The sequence below is a fragment of the Cellulomonas sp. ICMP 17802 genome, assembly GCF_041295535.1.
In the GTDB taxonomy this organism is placed as follows: Bacteria; Actinomycetota; Actinomycetes; order Actinomycetales; family Cellulomonadaceae; genus Cellulomonas.
Genome location: NZ_JBGFQZ010000001.1, coordinates 141,328 through 160,697, shown reverse-complemented (window position 1 = coordinate 160,697; position 19,370 = coordinate 141,328). Strand labels below are relative to the sequence as shown.

General features: G+C 74.2%; 15 protein-coding genes. 5 read left to right on the top strand and 10 right to left on the bottom strand.

What is annotated here, in order from left to right; all coding sequences use genetic code 11:
• Positions 1-13 precede the first annotated feature (13 nt).
• Positions 14-1,087 (top strand): ParA family protein, encoded by a 1,074-nt coding sequence (locus AB5970_RS00860; RefSeq protein WP_370502008.1) that lies wholly within the window; start codon positions 14-16, stop codon positions 1,085-1,087.
• Positions 1,084-2,256: a ParB/RepB/Spo0J family partition protein gene (locus AB5970_RS00855; RefSeq protein WP_370502007.1), complete on the top strand. Its 1,173-nt coding sequence runs from the start codon at positions 1,084-1,086 to the stop codon at positions 2,254-2,256. Before AB5970_RS00860 ends, AB5970_RS00855 begins: the two co-directional genes overlap by 4 nt.
• Before the next feature lie 74 nt (positions 2,257-2,330).
• Here AB5970_RS00855 and AB5970_RS00850 read toward each other — a convergent pair whose 3' ends face one another.
• The 8 genes from AB5970_RS00850 to AB5970_RS00815 form a co-directional block, all read right to left on the bottom strand.
• Positions 2,331-3,281 carry a D-alanine--D-alanine ligase family protein gene (locus AB5970_RS00850; RefSeq protein WP_370502006.1) on the bottom strand — a complete coding sequence of 317 codons (951 nt, stop codon included), beginning with the start codon at positions 3,279-3,281 and terminating at the stop codon, positions 2,331-2,333.
• Between the two features lie 240 nt (positions 3,282-3,521).
• Positions 3,522-4,868: a PLP-dependent aminotransferase family protein gene (locus AB5970_RS00845; RefSeq protein ID WP_370502005.1), complete on the bottom strand. Its 1,347-nt coding sequence runs from the start codon at positions 4,866-4,868 to the stop codon at positions 3,522-3,524.
• Positions 4,869-4,962: 94 nt separating this feature from the next.
• A complete protein-coding gene (gene trxA / locus AB5970_RS00840; RefSeq protein ID WP_370502004.1) occupies positions 4,963-5,295 on the bottom strand; it encodes a thioredoxin in 333 nt (110 codons plus the stop codon).
• Positions 5,292-6,287 (bottom strand): thioredoxin-disulfide reductase, encoded by a 996-nt coding sequence (gene trxB / locus AB5970_RS00835; RefSeq protein WP_370502003.1) that lies wholly within the window; start codon positions 6,285-6,287, stop codon positions 5,292-5,294. Before trxB ends, trxA begins: the two co-directional genes overlap by 4 nt.
• A gap of 90 nt (positions 6,288-6,377) precedes the next feature.
• On the bottom strand, positions 6,378-8,357 hold the full coding sequence (locus AB5970_RS00830; RefSeq protein ID WP_370502002.1) for a protein kinase family protein: 1,980 nt from the start codon (positions 8,355-8,357) through the stop codon (positions 6,378-6,380).
• Positions 8,358-8,423: 66 nt separating this feature from the next.
• Positions 8,424-10,103: a murein biosynthesis integral membrane protein MurJ gene (gene murJ / locus AB5970_RS00825; RefSeq protein WP_370502001.1), complete on the bottom strand. Its 1,680-nt coding sequence runs from the start codon at positions 10,101-10,103 to the stop codon at positions 8,424-8,426.
• Positions 10,100-12,196, bottom strand: a complete 2,097-nt coding sequence (locus AB5970_RS00820) for a DUF6049 family protein (protein ID WP_370502000.1) — start codon at positions 12,194-12,196, stop codon at positions 10,100-10,102. The genes murJ and AB5970_RS00820 overlap by 4 nt, the downstream gene beginning before the upstream one ends.
• Positions 12,193-12,747 carry an NUDIX hydrolase gene (locus AB5970_RS00815; RefSeq protein WP_370501999.1) on the bottom strand — a complete coding sequence of 185 codons (555 nt, stop codon included), beginning with the start codon at positions 12,745-12,747 and terminating at the stop codon, positions 12,193-12,195. Before AB5970_RS00815 ends, AB5970_RS00820 begins: the two co-directional genes overlap by 4 nt.
• Here AB5970_RS00815 and AB5970_RS00810 point away from each other — a divergent pair.
• Positions 12,688-14,325 (top strand): CCA tRNA nucleotidyltransferase, encoded by a 1,638-nt coding sequence (locus AB5970_RS00810; protein ID WP_370501998.1) that lies wholly within the window; start codon positions 12,688-12,690, stop codon positions 14,323-14,325. The two genes, AB5970_RS00815 and AB5970_RS00810, sit on opposite strands and share 60 nt — an antisense overlap.
• On the opposite strand, the gene AB5970_RS00805 is transcribed toward AB5970_RS00810, so the two are convergent.
• Both AB5970_RS00805 and AB5970_RS00800 read right to left on the bottom strand, forming a co-directional pair.
• On the bottom strand, positions 14,300-15,988 hold the full coding sequence (locus tag AB5970_RS00805; protein ID WP_370501997.1) for a SpoIIE family protein phosphatase: 1,689 nt from the start codon (positions 15,986-15,988) through the stop codon (positions 14,300-14,302). The two genes, AB5970_RS00810 and AB5970_RS00805, sit on opposite strands and share 26 nt — an antisense overlap.
• A complete protein-coding gene (locus AB5970_RS00800; RefSeq protein WP_370501996.1) occupies positions 15,985-17,295 on the bottom strand; it encodes an MFS transporter in 1,311 nt (436 codons plus the stop codon). The genes AB5970_RS00805 and AB5970_RS00800 overlap by 4 nt, the downstream gene beginning before the upstream one ends.
• Before the next feature lie 116 nt (positions 17,296-17,411).
• Here AB5970_RS00800 and AB5970_RS00795 point away from each other — a divergent pair, with 116 nt between their 5' ends.
• On the top strand, positions 17,412-17,969 hold the full coding sequence (locus AB5970_RS00795) for an RNA polymerase sigma factor (protein WP_370501995.1): 558 nt from the start codon (positions 17,412-17,414) through the stop codon (positions 17,967-17,969).
• Positions 17,959-19,317 carry a hypothetical protein gene (locus AB5970_RS00790; RefSeq protein WP_370501994.1) on the top strand — a complete coding sequence of 453 codons (1,359 nt, stop codon included), beginning with the start codon at positions 17,959-17,961 and terminating at the stop codon, positions 19,315-19,317. The genes AB5970_RS00795 and AB5970_RS00790 overlap by 11 nt, the downstream gene beginning before the upstream one ends.
• Positions 19,318-19,370 lie beyond the last annotated feature (53 nt).

The following is a 19,370-nucleotide window of genomic DNA, read 5'->3' as shown; positions in this document are numbered from 1 at the left end:
CACCATCTCGCCCATGACGCCGCGCCACGGGCTCGACCCCGACGAGAGCCGTCGTGCGGCGCTGGTCGAGAGCCTGCCGGCCGTCACGGACGACACGCCCCTGATGGCGCAGCTGAAGCAGGACGCTCGACGCCGGATCGAGCTCCGGGGACGGCGGTTCCCGCGCCCGCCCCAGACGCGGATCATCACGGTCGCGAACCAGAAGGGCGGGGTCGGCAAGACGACGACCACCGTCAACCTGGCGGCTGCACTCGCGCAGTCTGGGCTCAACGTGCTGGTGCTGGACAACGACCCGCAGGGGAACGCGTCGACGGCGCTCGGTATCGAGCACCGCGCGGGGACGCCCTCGATCTACGAGGTGCTGGTCGACGGCGCTCCGATCGCGGACGCGGTGCAGGAGAGCCCCGACGTGCCGAACCTGTGGGGCCTGCCCGCGACGATCGACCTCTCCGGGGCCGAGATCGAGCTGGTCTCGATGGTGGCGCGTGAGACCCGCCTGCGGAACGCCCTCGACACGTACCTCGAGTGGCGGGTGGCCAACGGCCAGGAGCGCATCGACTACGTGTTCGTCGACTGCCCGCCGAGCCTCGGCCTGCTCACCGTCAACGCGTTCGTCGTCGCCCGCGAGGTGCTGATCCCGATCCAGTGCGAGTACTACGCGCTCGAGGGTCTGAGCCAGCTGCTGAAGACGATCCAGCTGATCCAGGCGCACCTGAACCCGCGACTGCACGTCTCGACGATCCTCCTGACCATGTACGACGCGCGGACCAACCTCGCCCAGCAGGTGGCGAACGAGGTCCGGACGCACTTCCCGGAGAGGACGCTGCGCACGACCGTCCCTCGGTCGGTGCGCATCTCCGAGGCTCCGAGCTACGGGCAGACGGTGATGACGTACGACGCGGGCTCGTCGGGCGCCCTGGCCTACCTCGAGGCAGCCCGGGAGGTCGCGGAGCGTGGCGCGGCCGGCGTCATTGGCGAACCGGACGCGCAGGAGACACACGTGAACGGGCACTCGGCCGACGGCGCCGTGCAGCCGACCATCCACGAACACCAGCCGGCCTCGGCCGTGCTTCAGGAGGAACAGTGAGCGAGAAGCGACGCGGCCTGGGCCGGGGCCTCGGTGCCCTTATCCCCACCGGGCTCGACGGCCAGCGCCCCACCGGGGCGGAGCGACCGGTCGACGTGTTCTTCCCCGACCCCAAGCGGGACAGCGCCGAGGCCACCGCGTCGGGCGCAAGCACCACGGCCGTCCTGACGGAGGCGCCGCCTGTCGAGACGTCGCCGCAGGTCGTCGCCGAGCAGGTCGACGAGGCCGTGCAGGTGCCCGAGGTCGACGTGCTCCCGCAGTCGGCGGGAGATGACGGTGTGCCCGTGGAGCCGATCACCGAGGCGGCCGTTCCGACCGAGGCGGTCCAGAGCGGCGACGGACTGGTCCCCGTGCCGGGTGCGCGGTTCGCTGAGCTGCCCGTCGGGGAGATCCGCCCCAACCCCAAGCAGCCGCGGACGGTCTTCGACGAGGACGCGCTCGACGAGCTGGTCGGGTCGATCCGTGAGGTCGGCGTCCTCCAGCCGATCGTCGTGCGGGACGCCGGTGACGGGTACGAGCTGATCATGGGCGAGCGCCGGTGGCGTGCCACCCAGGCGGCCGGGCTCGCCACGATCCCGGCGATCATCCGCGACACCGAGGACGCGGACCTGCTGCGGGACGCCCTGCTCGAGAACCTGCACCGCTCGGAGCTGAACCCGCTCGAGGAGGCGGCTGCCTACCAGCAGTTGCTCGACGACTTCGGCTGCACGCACGAGCAGCTGGCGACGCGGATCCAGCGGTCGCGGCCGCAGATCTCGAACACGCTGCGCCTGCTCAAGCTGCCGCCGCTGGTCCAGCGACGAGTCGCGGCCGGCGTCCTGTCCGCAGGGCACGCCCGCGCGCTGCTCGGGCTGAGCGACGGCGCGGCGATCGAGCGGCTCGCCCAGCGGATCGTCGCCGAGGGGCTGTCGGTCCGCGCGGTCGAGGAGATCGTGTCGCTCGGGGGAGACGGCGAGCCCGCCGTGCGTCGCGCGGCGCCGCGGGCCGGCGTGAAGAACGAGGCCCTCGACCACCTGGCAGCTCGGCTCTCGGATCGATTCGACACCCGGGTCAAGGTGAGCCTGGGCAAGTCGCGCGGCCGCCTGACCGTCGAGTTCGCCTCGGTGCAGGACCTGAACCGGATCCTGGCCAGCCTGGCCCCTGAGGACCCAGGCCTCCTCAAGGGCTGAGCGGGACGAGCGGCGGCCGGCGTCACGTACACGCCCGCCGCGCGTGTGTGTACAGGAACGAGTGTTGCCGCAGGTCAGCGCGCTAGCGCAGCCTCGACCAGCGCCCGGTAGAGGTCGCCGAGCTGCAGCCCGGCGGCCTCGGCGGCCTGCGGGAGAAGGGACGTCTCGGTCATCCCGGGTGCGACGTTGACCTCGAGGAACCACACGGTGCCGTCGTCGTCGACGATGAGGTCGGTTCGCGAGAGGCCCTCGAGACCGAGCGCGACGTGTGCCGCCACGGCCACGTCGCGCACGCGCTCGGTCAGGGCCGGCGACAGCCGGGCGGGCGCAAAGTACTCGGTGCGCCCAGGGTTGTAGCGCGCGTCGAAGTCGTACGGACCGTCGGTGACGATCTCCACGGCCGGCAGCGCGAACGGCCCGTCCCCGGTGTCCACCACGCTCACGGCGACCTCGGTACCCGCGACGGCCCGTTCGACCAGGGCCGTGTCGCTGTACGCGAAGCAGTCGACCATCGCCTGGGGGAGCGCGTCGGCGCCGGACACGAGCGTGACCCCGAGCGCCGAGCCGCCGCGGGAGGGCTTCACGACGACGGGCAGGCCGAGGCGACGCACGATCGAGTCGAGCACTTGCCGCGCGCCGAGCTCGCGGAACAGCGACTGCGGGAGCGTCACGAAGTCGGGCGTCGCGAGCCCGGCACGGACGGCGACCGTCTTGGCGATGGGCTTGCTCCACGCGATGCGGCTCTCGCGGGGGCCGGTGCCCAGGAGGCGCAGCCCGAGCATCTGGACGACGTCCCGCACCGATCCGTCCTCGCCGCTGGTCCCGTGCAGCAACGGCCAGACAAGGTCCGGCTGCAGCTGGAGGAGCGCGGGGACCAGGTCGGCGTCGACGTCGTGCACCGAGACGTCGACGCCGACGGATCGGAGGGCGTCCGCGACCCGTCGGCCGGAGCGCAGCGAGACGTCACGCTCGTGGGACAGGCCCCCGGCGAGGACGACGACGCGTGGCGGCGGTACGGCGGTCATGACAGCGGAGCTCCGATGGCGGGACGGGAGACGGGCGCGGGACGTGCGACGGGCGCGGGACGTGCGACAGACGCGGGACGAGCGACAGTCGCGGGACGAGCGACAGACCCGGGACGAGCGACAGACCCGGGACGAGCGGCAGACGCGGGACGAGCGGCAGACGCGGAACGAGCGGTAGACGCGGAACGAGCGACGAGGTCGGGGCGGTCGGGCGGGGCGTCGGCGGAGTGAAGCCGCAGGTCAGGCGACATCCGGACCGGGTGCCTCGACGTCCCGCTGCCCGATCGAGCCGGTGGTCCCGAAGAGCTCGACCAGCTCGCGCTCACCCGCGACGACGCCGGCCAGGCGACGGACACCCTCGCGGATGCGGTCGGGCGTGGGGTAGCAGAAGGACAGGCGCATGTGGTCGGCGCCGGAGCCGTCGAAGTAGAACGCGGTGCCGGGGACGTAGGCGACCCGGGCGGTGACGGCGCGAGGCAGCATGTCCTTGGCATCGAGGCCGTCGGGCAGGCGGACCCAGGTGTAGAAGCCGCCGTCGGGGACGTTCCAGGAGGCGTCGGGAAGGTGCTCGGCGAGGGCGGAGACCATGGCGTCGCGCCGCTCGCGGTACTGCTCGCGGTACGACTTGATCTGGCCCTGCCAGTCGCAGGTGGCCAGGTACGTCGAGATCGCGATCTGCGAGGCGTTGGACGGGCACAGGATCGCGGACTCGCTGGCCAGGACCAGCTTCTCGCGCACGGCGTGGGGGGCGACCACCCAGCCGACGCGGTAGCCGGGGGCGAACGTCTTGGAGAACGAGCCGAGGTAGAGCACGCCCTCGTCGTCCATCGAGCGCAGCGCGGGCCGCGGGTCCCCCGAGAAGCCGAGCAGGCCGTAGGGGTTGTCCTCGAGCACGAGGACGCCGTAGCGCCGCGCGATCGCCAGCACCTCGGGGCGTCGCGACACCGAGAGCGAGACACCCGCCGGGTTGTGGAAGTTGGGCACCGTGTAGAGGAACTTGACCCGGCGTCCCTCGCGCGCCAGCGAGGCGAGCGTGGACTCGAGCGCGGCGGGGATCAGGCCGTCGGCGTCGATGGGCACGTGGACCACGTCGGCCTGGTAGGCGCGGAAGACGCCCAGCGCGCCGACGTAGGACGGGGCCTCCGCGACGACGACGTCGCCCGGGTCGATGAAGATGCGCGTGACCAGGTCGAGGGCCTGCTGCGAGCCGGTGGTGACGACGACGTCGTCCGGGTGCGCGTCGATGCCCTCGAGGGCCATGACGTCGAGGATCTGCTCGCGCAGCGTCTCGTCGCCCTGGCCGGACCCGTACTGGAGCGCCTGCAGACCGCGGGTGGCGACGACGCGCTGGGCGAGGTCGCCGAGGATGTCGAGCGGGAGGCCCTCGAGGAACGGCATGCCGCCGGCGAGCGAGACGACCTCGGGGCGGTTGGCGACGGCGAACAGCGCGCGGATCTCGGACGACCGCATGCCGTGGGTCCGCTCGGCGTAGGAGCCGAGCCAGCGGTCGAGGCGCGTTCCGGTGCCGGCGGCGAAGGACGTGGGGGGGCCCGACGTCTCGCCGTCGGGAACCGGGTGCTCAGTCATGCAGCCGAGTTTCGCACGGCGGCCACGATGCTCCGTGCACCGTCCCAGCGACACGAGAGCCCCCTGCCGCTGGGCAGGGGGCTCTCGGAAGGCGTCAGACGGAGGCGAGCACGCTCTCGATGTCCTCGGCGATCATCGACTTGGGCCGTGCGCCGATCACCGACTTCACCAGCTCACCGCCGGCGTAGAAGTTGAGCGTCGGGATGGAGACGATGCCGTAGTCGCCCGTGACCTGCGGGTTCTCGTCGGAGTTGACCTTGACGATCTTCACACGGCCGTCGTACTGGGCCGCGAGCTCCTCGAGCACCGGGGCGACCATGCGGCACGGTCCGCACCACGGGGCCCAGAAGTCGACGATCACGGGCACGGTCGACTCCAGCACCTCGGCCTGGAACGTGGCGTCGGTGACGGGGGCGGTGGTGCTCATCGGATCTCCTGCGCGTAGGACTCGATCGGGGGGACCGGCGCGACCAGGTCGCCGAGCGACGCCAGGAAGTGCTGGGCGTCGAGCGCCGCGGCGCAGCCGGAGCCGGCGGCGGTGATCGCCTGGCGGTAGGTGTGGTCGACCAGGTCGCCGCACGCGAAGACGCCGGTGAGGTTGGTCGCCGTCGAGCGGCCGATGACCTGCACGTAGCCCTCGTCGTCCAGGTCGACCTGCCCGCGCACCAGCTCGGAGCGCGGGACGTGGCCGATGGCGACGAACACGCCGGTGGCCGGGTGCTCGCGGGTCTCACCGGTGACCGTGTCGCGCAGGGTCACGCCGGTGACCTTGTTCTCGCCATGGATGGCCACGACCTCGCTGTTCCAGGCGAACTCGATCTTCGGGTCGTTCGCGGCGCGGTCAGCCATGATCTTGGACGCGCGCAGGTGGTCGCGGCGGTGCACCAGGGTGACGCGCTTGCCGAACCGGGTGAGGAACGTGGCCTCCTCGACGGCCGAGTCGCCGCCGCCGACCACGATGATCTCCTGGTCGCGGAAGAAGAACCCGTCGCAGGTGGCGCACCAGGACACGCCGCGGCCCGACATGCGCTTCTCGTCGTCGAGACCCAGCTCGCGATAGGCGGAGCCGGTGGCCAGGATGACGGCGCGGGCCCGGAAGGTCTCGCCACCGAGGGTCTCGATGGTCTTGATCTCACCGGTCAGGTCGAGCGACGACGCGTCGTCCCACAGCACCTCGGCACCGAACTTCTCGGCCTGCTTCTGCAGACCCTCCATGAGCTCCGGGCCCTGGACGCCGTCCGGGAAGCCGGGGAAGTTCTCCACCTCGGTGGTGTTCATCAGCGCGCCACCGGCGGTGACGGAACCCGCGATGACGAGGGGCGCCAGGCCCGCGCGGGCAGCATAGATCGCGGCGGTGTAGCCGGCCGGGCCCGAGCCGACGATGACGAGATCGCGGATGGTGGTGGACTGCTCGGTCACGGGACTTCCTTGCGGTTCGGCATGCCGGAGACGTTCCGGCTGGGCTGACGGGATCAACCGATCCTAGGCGGGATCTGTTCCAGGGCCCGCCTACGACAGGGCGATCTCCGTCAGCTCGAGCCGGAAGCCGCCGTCGGGAGCCGTGGGCAGCTGCGTGATCCACAGGACGAGGGACTGGGTCTCGGTCGCGGGGTTGAGGGTGAACACCGCGTCGGGCCCGAACGGCCCGGAGGCCAGCACCGGTCCCGTGGTCGGGTTCGCGGCGTCCGTCGCCCGGATCTCGACGTTGCCGCCCGTGCTGTTGGAGTGCAGCGTCACGGTGGTGACGGTGGTCTTCGCCGTCAGCGTGATCGCGTAGCCGACGCCGTTCTTGAAGCCCGCGAAGTCGTCTCGCTTGTAGGTCTGGGTGTACCAGAACGTCGACGGGTCGCTGTCGAACGCCTTGGCCACGTCCTCCTGGTGCTCGCCGTCGGAGTCGGACGGGTCGATCGTGGTCGCCGAGGCGATGACCGGGGCGCCACCGACCGGGGCGGCGGGCTCGGACGCCGCGGGCGCGGCCTCGGTCGGTGCGGCCGACCCGGCGGGCGCCGACGTGCTCTGCGACGCCGCGGTGTTCGGGCTCCCCGACGATCCGGTCGACGAGAACAGCGCCTTGAACGCCAGCACCACGCCCACGATCACGACGATCACGACGATGATCAGCACCAACGCCGTCGGGTCGAACCGGAGCCGCGTGGGCCGGCGCGCCCGCGTGGCCTGCTCCGCGCCGATGACGTCGCCGAAGTCGAACGCGGACGTCGGCGCGGGCGGCGGTGCGGCGGCCGGCGGCACGGCGGGGGGCACGGAGGGCGGAGCGCCGGACCCGGTCGACTGCGCGACCGGGCGGCGGATCACGGTGGGCAGCACCGGAGGCTCGGGGGCGGGCGGTGGTGGCGTCGGGGCCGGGGCCGGGGCCGGGGCCGGGGCGGTGGGCGGCAGCGTGGCCGTGGCCGCGACGGGCGGCTCGGGCGCGGGAGGACCGGTAGGGACCGTCGCGGGCTCGACCGGGGTGGCCCCGAGCGACCCGGCGCGCGCCGGGATGGCGGGCGGCGGCGTGCCCGGGCGGTTCGCGCCCGGGGGGTCCTGCTGCTGGAACGCGGTCCGGACGGACTGCCGCTGCACCACGACGGGCGCGGTGTCCTGCTCGTCGCCCTCGTCGGGCTCGGGAACCCCGCCACCGGGCGCGGCCTCGCCCGTGGGCGGGAACTGCGCGGTGACCGCCGCCCCGCCGACCGGCGCGGGGTCGACGGAGGCGCGGATCTCACCCCACGGCTCGAGCTCGCGCACAAGCTCGCCGGGGCTGTGCGGGCCGTCGTCGTTCGGCCCCAGAGTCACGACGCACAGGGTGTCGAGGTCGTTGGGCACGCCCGGCACGAGGTCCGCGGGGGCCACCGGCGAGCCGTCGACCACGGGCGCGGGCGGCAAGGTCTCCCCGCCGGGCGTCTGCGGCGCGCGCGGGTCGGCCGGCCAGAGGCCGGTGAGGGCGGCGTACAGGAGGCGGACCAGGCCGACGGCGTCGGCACGGGTGGTGGACCGGGCGTCGCCGCCCGAGTCGCCCAGCAGGGCGGCATCGAGCGCGAGACCACCCAGGAGCACGCGTCCGTCGGGGCTGACGTGCAGCACGGACGGCCGCAGGGCGAGGTGGTGGACGCCGCGCCGCCGGGCGACCTCGAGCGCGGAGGCCGCCTCGCCGACGATCGCGCGCGCCTGCTCGGCCGTGAGCGGGGCGGCGGCGGCGAGCTGCGCGAGGGACGGGCCGACCAGCTGCTCGGAGACGACGTAGCCGTAGCCCTCGTGCGTGCCGACGTCGAGCACCCGCACGAGCCGGGAGTCGGTGACCAGAGCGGCACGGCGGGCGGCGTCGAGCGCGGGGGCGACGGCACCGTGCTCGAGGATGCGCACGCGCACGGGGCGGTCGAGGATCTGGTCGGTCGCCTGCCACGCGCTGGCGCCCTCGAGGTCGGACACCACCGGGGCGAGCACGCGGTAGCGGCCCGCGAGCACCGTGCCTCGTCCGACGACCTCGCTCACCAGCACCTCCGTGTCGATCCCCAGCCCGCACGTCCGCACGACCACCTGCATGCTAGACGTGCTGGATCAGCGGCGTCCCCCGCGCAGGCGACCCGTTCCGGGGATCCGGGCCAGCAGCGGTCCCAGCAGCTGGTCGAGCTCGCGCACCCGGAGCACCCGCAGGCCGCCCAGGTAGACGGCGCCCATGACCGAGCCGACGACGACGCACTCGACGATCGAGGTGAGATGGCCGCCGGGCATGGTGTGCGCGAGCACCTGCTGCAGCGCGAACCCGACCGCGGCGGAGGCGATGCCCGCGACGAGGGCCCGCGCGTGCACCTGCGCGACGTGCGCTCCGTCGACCGTGCCGAGCCGGCGCCGCAGGTGCCAGAGGGCGAGCGCGGTGCCGACGGCGTACGACACGCTCATGGCCAGCCCGGCGCCGGCCACCCAGAGCCCGGGCTGCAGGACGGACCGGCCCAGCAGGGTGCCGAGCACGACGACGGCGGCCATGGCGACCTGGATCGGGACCATCCCCCGGGCGTCCTCGTAGGCGTAGTACACGCGCTGGCACATCGACCAGGCGCCGAACGCCGCGAGCCCGAGGATCATCGTCAGCACGACGCCGGCGACGGCGTGGGCCGCCGCCGGGGTGGCCGTCCAGAGCACCAGCTGCGTGAGGGGCGTGACCAGCACGGCGATGACCGCGGTGGCCGCGATGGTGAAGATGCCGACCACCCGCAGCCCGGACGACAGCGTGGCCCGCACGCCGTCGACGTCGCCGTCGTGGGCCTGGCCGGACAGCCGCGTGAAGAGCGCGGTGGCCAGGGAGACCGTGACCAGCGAGTGGGGCAGCATGAAGATGAGGAACGCGTAGTCGTAGGCCGCGTTGCCGGCGACCGCGCCGGGCGCCGCGCACGCGACGGCACCGGCGGCGGCCCCGGGCGCCTGGGAGGCGACCCGCGAGACCACGATGTAGCCCAGCTGGCCGACGGTCAGGCCGATGAGCGTCCACGTGGCGACGTTCCCCGCGCGGCCCAGCCCGGAGCCCCGCAGGCCCCAGCGCGGCCGGTAGTGCACGCCGGCGCGGCGCAGCGCCGGGATCAGCACGACGGCCTGCGCGACGACGCCCAGGGTGGCGGCGCCGGCGAGCAGCGCGACCTGGCCAGACGTCCACGTGGCCGCCAGCTCGACGTCGGTGCTCTTGGCCATGCCGAAGGCCCAGATGAAGACGCCGAACCCGGCGATCGACACGACGTTGTTGACCACCGGCGCCCACATGTAGGGCCCGAACGAGCCGCGCGCGTTGAGCACCTGGCCCAGCAGCGCGTACGCCCCGTAGAAGAACAGCTGCGGGATGCACCAGTACGCGAACGTCGTCGCGAGGCCGGTCTGCGACTGGCTGCACGGGTCGGAGTAGAGCCGGACCAGCAGCGGCGCGGCGACCGTGAGCACCAGCGAGGCCCCGGCCAGCACCACGAACCCGAAGGTGAGCAGCCGGTCGACGTACTCCTGGCCGCCGGAGCGCCGGTACGCGCGGACCACCTGGGGGACCAGGATCGCGTTGAGGACGCCGCCGGCGAGCAGCATGTAGAGGACGTTGGGCAGCTTGTTGGCGACCGCGAAGGCGTCGGCGGCCTGGCCGGTCGCCCCGATCGCCGCGACGAGCACCATGCCGCGCAGCAGCCCGAGCATCCGCGACGCGGCGGTGCCCGAGGCCATCAGCGCTGCGCCGCGCCGCACCCCGTCGTCGGAGGTGGCGGTCATCGGGGCTCCTGCTCGTCCTCGGGCGTCCCGCCGAGCACGGGCAGCGTGGTCGGGGCGTCGGCCTCCGACACGGTCCGGGCGCCGCGCCGGCCGCTCTGCCCGCGGCGTACGGTCCGCACGATCCCGAGCACCAGCCCGATCGCGAGCAGCACGCCGACCACGATGGTGCCGATGCTCTCGATGGTGGGCGCGACCTGCGCGGTGAACCGCACGGTCGGGGACACGGCGAGCCCGTCGGTCGCGGTGAGGCGGGCCGTGACGACGACCGAGCAGTTGGCCCGCGCGTGCAGCGGGATCCGGACGCTCAGCTCGCTCTCGGCGTCGACCGCCACGGGCTCGATGTCGCCGACCTCGAGGCAGGCCTTGCGCGGGGTGACCTCGAGCAGCACGGTCGCGGGGACGGCGAGCGTGTTGCGCACGACGATGGGGAGCTCGCTGTCGGCGGCGACCACCCGGACGTCGCTCACCCGCGCGATGGACAGCCCGGTGGTGCGCGCGTCCACCTCGTCGACCACCGACGTCACCAGGGCGTCGCGCCCGGCCGGCTCCGCGCGCCAGGCGACGGACAGCGGCGCCAGGACGGCCGTGTCCACGCCCTCGAGCAGGATGGCCGGCTCGCTGGTCACGCTGGCGAACGCGATCGCGCGCTCGCGGGCGTCGGCGACGGCGCGGACGGAGGCCGGGGCGAGCTCGTCGGCGCCCGTGCTCTCCGCGGGCAGCGTGGTCCGGGTGGGGTTCGCGGCGACGGCGCGGAGCGTGGCGACCGGGGCGACCCTGACCCAGGGGCTGCTCTGCAGCGCGGTGAGCAGGGCCGTGACGTTGGGCAGGTCCGGCACCCAGGCGCGGTCGGGCGCGAGCAGGAGCCGCGGCGGGTCGGACGCCTCCCGGCTGATGACGGCCAGCTCCGCGAGCGCGCGCTGCACCGTGGTGGTCGTGGTGGCGCCCGGGTCGACGGTGCGCGGGGCGGCGAGCAGCTGCGTGAGGGTCCGGTCGGGGCCGAGCGTCGCGACCGTGCCGACGGTGGTGTGCGCCGACGCGTGGGCGTCCGGGGTCACCCGCGCGTCCGCGTCCGTGCGGGGCGGCAGCACGAGCAGGTCGGCGCCCACCTGCGACGTCACGGCCGCCGTCGTCTGGTCGGGGAGCTCCGCGCCCGGCGCCCACAGGAGCCCGGACGCCGCGTCGAGGCCGGACGTGTCCGCCTGCGCGGTCCGGTCGACCGCGACCTGCACCAGGTCGGCGTGCTGGGCGTGCGCGGCGGCGGCGATGTCCGGGTCGGACCACGGGAGCGCGACGACGTCGTGGGTGCGCAGCTCGTCGGTGAGCTCGGTGGCCCACGTGCGGGTGCGCGGCGTGCCCGCGGAGGCGGCGGCGAGCAGCGCGGGGTCCACAGCGACGCCGATGTCCGGGTCGGTGGCCACCGCCGTCGCCAGGTCGTGGAGCCGGCCTCCGGGGGCCGTGAGCTCGTCGAGCGCGGCGACGGTCTGCTCGTCGGGACCGGCGCCGTCCTCGGCCGGCGCGGGCGCGGACGGGGGGCCGACCGCGGGGACGAGGATCGACACGGGCACCTGCGGCACGTCGTCGGTGGTGAGCCAGAGCAGGAACGTGCGCTGCAGTCCCACCCGGTCGGACCCGTCCAGCGCCTCGACCACCAGGCCGCGCGGTCCCCAGGTGTCGGCGCCGTCGAGCAGGCGGATGCCGGCGGCCGGGACCACCAGGTCGACCGCGATGCTCGCCCCCGGCGCCAGCGGTGCGGCGACCGGTGCCGTGGCCACGCGGGACGTGCGCCCGAGCCCCGAGGCCCCGCCCTGCGCCCAGGCGTCGACCTCGGCCCGCGAGCTCACGCGGAACCGGCTGAGCCGCAGGGCGGCGCTGGGCCGGGCGATCGCCGTGTCGCCGTCGTTGCGCAGCACCGCGTGGACCTGCAGGTCCTCGCCGGGCCGCAGCACGCTCGGGGAGACCGACGTGATCTGCACGGAGACCGGGAGGTCGGGCTCCTTGGTCGCCGCGCTCGCGGGGAGGGCGACGCTCGCGAGCGCACCCGCGACGGCCAGGGCCGCGCACAGCACCCGGCGTCGCAGCGAGCGGGCGCTCATGCCTCGCCGACGAGCACGAGGAGTGCTGCCTCGGCAAGGCGCCGTTCGTTCGGGTACGCCAGGATGCCGTGCAGCTCGGCCACCGGGATCCACGCGGCGTCCTCGGCCTCGCCGTCCGGGTCGCCCTCGACGGTCAGCGACCCGCCGGTGGCCCCGAGCAGGAAGTGGTGGACGACCTTGTGCACCCGGCGGTCGTCGCCGCTGAACCAGTAGTCGATGACCCCGAGCCTGCGCAGCACCTGCCCGGTGATGCCGGTCTCCTCCGCGATCTCGCGGACCGCGGCCTCCTCGGGGGTCTCGTCGCCCTCGAGGTGTCCCTTGGGCAAGCACCACTCGAGCCGCCCGGCGCGGTTGCGGCGCGCGATGACCGCGGCGTGGTCGACGCCCTGGCGTCGGCTGACGACGATGCCGCCCGCCGACGTCTCGTCGACCACAGGGAGCGGCGGCGCGGGCACGCGGCTGATGCTGTGGCGGGGGTCGATGCGCAGCGGATGACCGCCCGGCGGCGACGGGACGCCCCCGGGGACGGGTGGGCGCGCCGGGCTCGACATATCGACACTGTAACGACTCGACGCCCCGCCCCCCGCCCGGAGCGGGCCGCGTCACCCTGTGCGTCTGGCAGGCTTGGACGAGTGCCGTCCGTCAGCCCTGAGCCCTCCGACCTGAATGCCGCCCTCGCCGCGCTCCGGAAGCGCGCCCTCGGCGTGCTGGCCGGCCTGCCCGCGGACGCGCTCGAGCTGGGCGAGCTGTTCCGCGCCGCCGGGCACGAGCTCGCGCTGGTCGGCGGTCCGGTCCGCGACGCCTTCCTCGGCCGGGTCTCGGCCGACCTCGACTTCACGACGTCCGCGATGCCGGACCAGACGGAGGCGATCCTGGCGCGCTGGGGCGACGCGCACTGGGACATCGGCAAGGAGTTCGGCACCATCGGCGCCCGCCGGTTCGCGGGCCGCCGCTCGTCGCTGGCCGAGGACGTCGTCGTCGAGGTCACCACCTACCGCACCGACGAGTACGACCCAGCGTCGCGCAAGCCGCAGGTCGCGTTCGGCGACTCGCTCGAGGGTGACCTGTCCCGCCGCGACTTCACGGTGAACTCCATGGCGGTCCGGGTGCCCGAGCTGACGTTCGTCGACCCGTTCGACGGCCTGACCGACCTCGCGGCCGGCCTGCTGCGCACCCCCGTCGACCCGCGGCAGTCGTTCGACGACGACCCGCTGCGGATGATGCGCGCCGCGCGGTTCGCCGCGCAGCTCGGCTTCGGGGTCGACCCCGCCGCGCGCGAGGCGATCGTCGACATGGCGGACCGCATCGCGATCGTCTCGGCCGAGCGCGTGCGCGACGAGCTGAGCAAGCTGCTGCTCTCGGACCAGCCGCGTGCGGGCCTGGAGGTGCTGGTGGACACGGGTCTCGCCGACCACGTGCTGCCCGAGCTGCCGGCGCTGCGCCTCGAGATCGACGAGCACCACCGGCACAAGGACGTCTACGAGCACTCGCTGATGGTGCTCGAGCGGGCGATCGCGCTGGAGACCGGCCCGGACGGCGTCGTCCCCGGGCCCGACCTGGTGCTGCGGCTGGCGGCGCTGCTGCACGACATCGGCAAGCCGCGGACCCGGCGGTTCGAGGAGGGCGGCGGCGTCAGCTTCCACCACCACGAGATGGTCGGCGCGAAGCTCGTCGCCAAGCGGCTCAAGGAGCTGCGCTTCGACAAGGCGACCGTGCAGGCCGTCGCCCGGCTGACCGAGCTGCACCTGCGATTCCACGGCTACGGCGAGGGTGCGTGGACCGACTCGGCCGTGCGCCGCTACGTGACCGACGCCGGCCCGCTGCTGGAGCGGCTGCACCGGCTGACCCGGTCGGACTGCACCACGCGGAACCTGCGCAAGGCGGCGCGGCTGTCCGCGGCGTACGACGACCTCGAGGAGCGGATCGCCCGCCTGCAGGAGCAGGAGGAGCTGGACTCGGTCCGGCCCGACCTGGACGGCACGCAGATCATGGAGATCCTCGGGCTCGCACCGGGCCGCGAGGTGGGCGAGGCGTACCGGTACCTTCTCGAGCTCCGGATGGAGCGCGGACCGCTGGGTGCCGAGGCAGCGCGCGACGAGCTGCTCAGCTGGTGGGCAGCGCGCGCCTGACCACGAGCAGGCAGACGTCGTCCTCCTGGTGGGGGCCGACGAACGCCTCGACCAGCCGGTCCTTGACCTTGGTCGCGTCGGCGCCGTCCGGCAGGGCGGAGAGCTCGGCGGTCAGGGCCGCGATGCCGTCGCGCAACCCGCGGTCCCGGCGCTCCACCAGGCCGTCGGTGTAGAGGACGAGCGTCGCTCCCGCGGGCACGTCGATCGTCGCCTCCGCGCCGCCCGGTCCCGCCAGGCCGATGGGCGTCGACAGCCCCTCGTCCAGCGACCGCACCTCGCCCCCGACGAGCCGCAGCAGCGGCGGCGGGTGGCCGGCACGGGCGTAGGTGACGTGCGCGCCGTCGTCGGACGACCGCCAGCGCAGGTAGGCGCAGGTGGCGATGTCGGCGATGTCCAGCCCTCGCACCAGCTCGTCGGCCCGGGCGAGCACCTGGCCCGGCGTCGACCCCTCCCACGCGTACGACCGCAGCAGCGAGCGCAGCTGGCCCATGGCGGCGGCGGCGCGCAGGTCGTGGCCGACCACGTCGCCGACCGCGAGACCGATGGCCCCGTCGGGCAGCGGCAGCACGTCGAACCAGTCGCCGCCCACCTCGGTGCGCCGGGTCGACGGCACGTAGGCGGTGGCGATGTCGAGCCCGGGGATCTGCGGGATCTGGGGCAGCAGGCTGTGCTGCAGCGTCAGCGCGGCGGTGCGCTCGGCCAGGAACAGCCGCACGTTGTCGAGCGCGAGCCCGGCCCGGCGGCCCAGGTGGGCGGCCGTGACGACCGCGTCGCCGCTGAACCCGTCCACGGCCACGAGGGCGAGCACGCCGATGACGCGGTCGCGCGCACGCAGCGGCACCACCATCGCGCTGCCCAGCCCCAGCCGGCGCAGCAGGTCCAGCTGCTCCGGCGTGGTGCGGTCGGGCAGACCCGCGAGGTCGACCGAGTACGGGGTGGCGACGAAGCCGGGACTGCTGGTGAGCGCCTCGGCGATCTTGGGCGAGCGGGCCAGCCAGCTGATGTCCGCGTCGGCGAGGGCCCGGGCGGTCTCGCGGTCGTGCGGGTCGCCGGTCACCAGGTGCACGCGCGCGAACCGGCCGCGGTCGTCGGTCATGGCGACGTAGCCCCAGGTGGCCAGCGCGGGGATGGCGATGTCACCCAGCGCGTCGACCGCGTCGTCGTAGTCCAGGTGCCGGACGAGCTCGTCGCTGATCCGCGCGAGCAGGTCGAGCCGGGCCGTCGCCTGCTCGACCAGCTCCATCTCGAGGTCGCGCACGCGGTCGCCGTCGGCACGGTCGCTCACGTCCGCCTGGATGCCGACATGGTGGGTGATCAGCCCGGTCTCGTCGCTCACGGGGCTGATCACCACCTGGTTCCAGAACGGGGACCCGTCCCGCCGGTAGTTCCGGATCACCGAGGCGCTCGCCCGCCCCTCGTCCAGCGCGGTCCGGATGCGGGCCACGGCGACCGCGTCGGTGTCGGGGCCCTGGAGGAACCGGCAGTTGCGGCCCAGCACCTCGTCCGCCGGGTAGCCGGTGAGCCGCGTGAACGCCCCGTTGACCCAGACCAGCGGGTTGTCGGGCTGCAGCGCGTCCGAGATGCTCAGCGCGAGGTCGCTGGCGAGGACGGCACGCAGCGGCAGGTCGCCCTGGAGCCCGGCCGTCCTGTCGTTGCTGCTCACGAGGCCAATCGTGCCTCGGACGCGCGCACGGTTGGTACCCCCCTAGAGGCTGAGCCGTACAGCGCGGCGAAGCCGGCGTACGCGACCGCGAGGACGAGGAACAGGCCGCGGGAGTACCCCGTGTCCGGCAGCGTGACCGCGCCGAGCGCGGCGGCGCCGACGAACGCCGCGTTGTAGAGGACGTCGTACAGGGCGAACGCCCGGCCACGGAAGGCGTCGTCGGTGTCGCGCTGCACGATCGTGTCGACCGCGATCTTCGCGCCCTGCGCGGCCAGGCCCAGCGAGCCGGCGGCGACGAGCACCGCCCCGCGCGACGCCGACGCGACGAGCAGCAGCTGGCTCAGGGCGGCGAGCGACAGGCAGAGCACGATCCACACGTGCGGCCCGGTGCGCGGCGAGAGCACCGGGGTCAGCACGACGGCGAGCACGAACCCGGCCGCCGACGCCCCGAGCACCAGGCCGAACGTGCGCAGGCCCTCGCCGGCGTCCGCGGGGTCCGAGAGCAGGTTGCGCGCGATCAGGATGCTGGCGATGAACGTGACGCCGTAGAGGAACCGGTGCGCGGCCATGATGCCGAGCGCCCGGGCGGGGGTCCGCCGCGCGATCAGGTGCTTCGCCCCGGCGACCAGGCCGTGCGCGAGGCTGCTCAGCGCGGTCTTCATCTGGCGGGCGTCGGCGCGCTCGTCGGGACCCAGCCGGTCCTTGCCCAGGCGCGTGGCCAGCGCGGCCGCCGTCGCCATGACCCCCGCCGCGATGAACAGCGCGGCCGCGTCCCGGCCGCGCCCGGCCGGCAGCACGAGGCCGAGCACCAGGCCGATCGCACCGCCGACGCCGGCCGCCGCGGCGCCCAGGGTGGGCGTGAGCGAGTTCGCCGTGAGCAGCAGCGGGCCGTCGACCGTGCGGGGCAGGGACGCACTGAGCGCGGAGAGCAGGAACCGGTTGATCGACAGGTTGACCAGCGCGAGCACGTACACCGCGGGTCCGACGCCGTCGGTCACCATGAGCACCGCGATGAGCAGCGTGATCGCGACGCGGACCAGGTTGCCGACGAACAGCACCTGCCGCCGCCGCCACCGGTCCAGCAGCACCCCGGCCCACGGGCCGACGATGGTGAACGGCAGCAGGAGGACGGCGAAGGCGGTCGCGACGCCGACCGCGGTGCTGGCGTTCTCGGGCGAGAAGAAGAACAGCGTGGCCAGCCCGACCTGGAACATGCCGTCGGCCGTCTGGCTCACGAGCCGGACGGCGAACAGCTTGCGGAAGTCCCGGAGCGGCCAGAGGGCCTTGAGGTCGGCGATCACCTGCACCGGGTCATCCTCCCATCCGGTTCCACGCTGCCCGTCTCCCCACCCGCGCACGCACCACCCACAACCTCCTGGCGGCGGGGCTCGTTGTCTTGGTAGGACGGCGTGGAGGAGGCGACATGAGCAGGCACTGGGAGCCGATGCTCGAGCGGGTGGTCGCCGAGCGCTACGCCCGACTGGTCGCCCGGGCGATGCTGCTGGTCCGGTCACGCGCGGACGCCGAGGACCTGGTGCAGGACGCGCTCGTGTCCTCGTTCGGCGGGCGGGCGCGGTTCCGGTCGGTCGAGCAGGCCGAGCAGTACGTGCGGCGCGCCATCGTCTCGCGCTTCATCGACCGCGCCCGGCACGACACCGTCGAGCACGCGGCGCTGGAGCGCGCGTCGGCCAGAGAGGTGGTGGTCGTCGACGAGCCGGCCGAGCGTGGCCTCCCCGACGAGCTCCGCGCGGCGCTGTCCCGCCTCAGCCCTCGGCAGCGTGCCTGCGTCGTGCTCCGTCACCTCGACGACCTGTCGGTCCGCGAGACCGCCACGCTGCTCGGTCTCAGCGAGGGCGCAGTCAAGCGGTACGTGGCCGACGGCGTCGGCACGCTCAATGCCCTGCTCGGCACGACGAGCACGACCAGCGACGGCGAGCCCGTCCGGCTGGTCCCCACTCCGGAGGTGCGCCATGACGCGTGAGCTCAGCGACCTGATGGCCGACGCCCTCGTCGCGCAGGAGCGCGCGATCGCCGGGATCGCCCCGGCGTCCGCCGCGTTTGCCCGGACGGTGCGTCGGGTCAAGCACCGGCGGCTGGTCCGGCACTCGGTGGAGTCCACCCTCGCGGTCGCGGCGATCGCCGGACTGGCCACCGCGGGCTGGATCGGGTCCCGGTACACCCCGACACCGCCGCCGCCGGCCCAGACACCGTCGCCGACGATGGTGACGCCGACCCCGTCCCCCACGCCGACCCCGACGGCGACTCCCATCCCGCTCACGGCACCCGGCATGCCGCCGTCGCTGCCGCTGCCCGCCGGTCTGCCGGCCGCGACGACGCCCGGGTGGGTGCTGGTGACCTACCGCCCGGCTGCCGAGGACGGCACCGTCGCCGGGCAGTACGTGCTGCTCGTGTCGCCGCACGGCGACCGCTACCTCGTGGCGGACCTGACGAGCTCCAGCGAGCTCCGGATCCTGTGGTGGCGGGCGGGGGCGACGAACGCCCGGGTGACGGTGGGAGGAGCGCCCGCGACCCTCGACCTGGGGACCGGTTCCGTCACGCCGGACCCGCGTCAGCTGCCCGGCGTCTACGTGGCGACGGTCGCCGACGGGACCGAGGTGTGGACGGTACCCGTCCAAGGGCCCGGCTCACCGGACACCTATGCCGTGCCGGTCGACGGCGACGCACGGGCGATCCCTGGCCTCGGGTCCTCCTCCTCGCCCGTCAGCCTCAGCCCGGACCGGCGTCTGGTCGCGTCCGACACGGCATCGGCCGACGCGGTGGTGGTGGTCGACCCGGTCGCGGGGACGCGCGTCGAGATCCCCTACGGGCAGCCGAACGCGCAGTGCAGCACCGTCGCCTGGATCGATGCGACGGGCGTGCTGGCCCAGTGCTTCGACTTCACCGGCGGAGGCGGTCCGCTCGACTGGAACCCCCGACTGGTCCGGGCGGACCTGGACGGGACCGTCACGGTGGTCCGGCAGCAGGTCGAGGGTGACCCGTTCACCTCCGCCGGAGCGGGTGCGTTCGTCAGCGACGGGATCGCGGCCCTGTCCGGCGTGCCCCTCACGCCCGGGCTGGCTACCGCGAACGCGTGCCCCGAGGGCGTGTACCTCACCGACGGCACGCCCGTGCAGAGGGCCACTGCCTCCTACCGGGTCGCCGCGGTCGGCGGGACGGTCTACGTAGCGGCGACACCGGGCTGCGAGGCGGCGACCCTGCCGACCGAGCTGACGGTGCACGGCGCCGACGGTGGCTCCCTCGTGCTGGCGCCGGTCCCCCCGGGCGGCAGGTGGACCACCGGCCTGACGTCCTGGCTGGTCGGCGAGTGAGGTCGCAGCCGGCATGACGAAGGCGCGCACCCCCGGAGGGGTGCGCGCCTTTC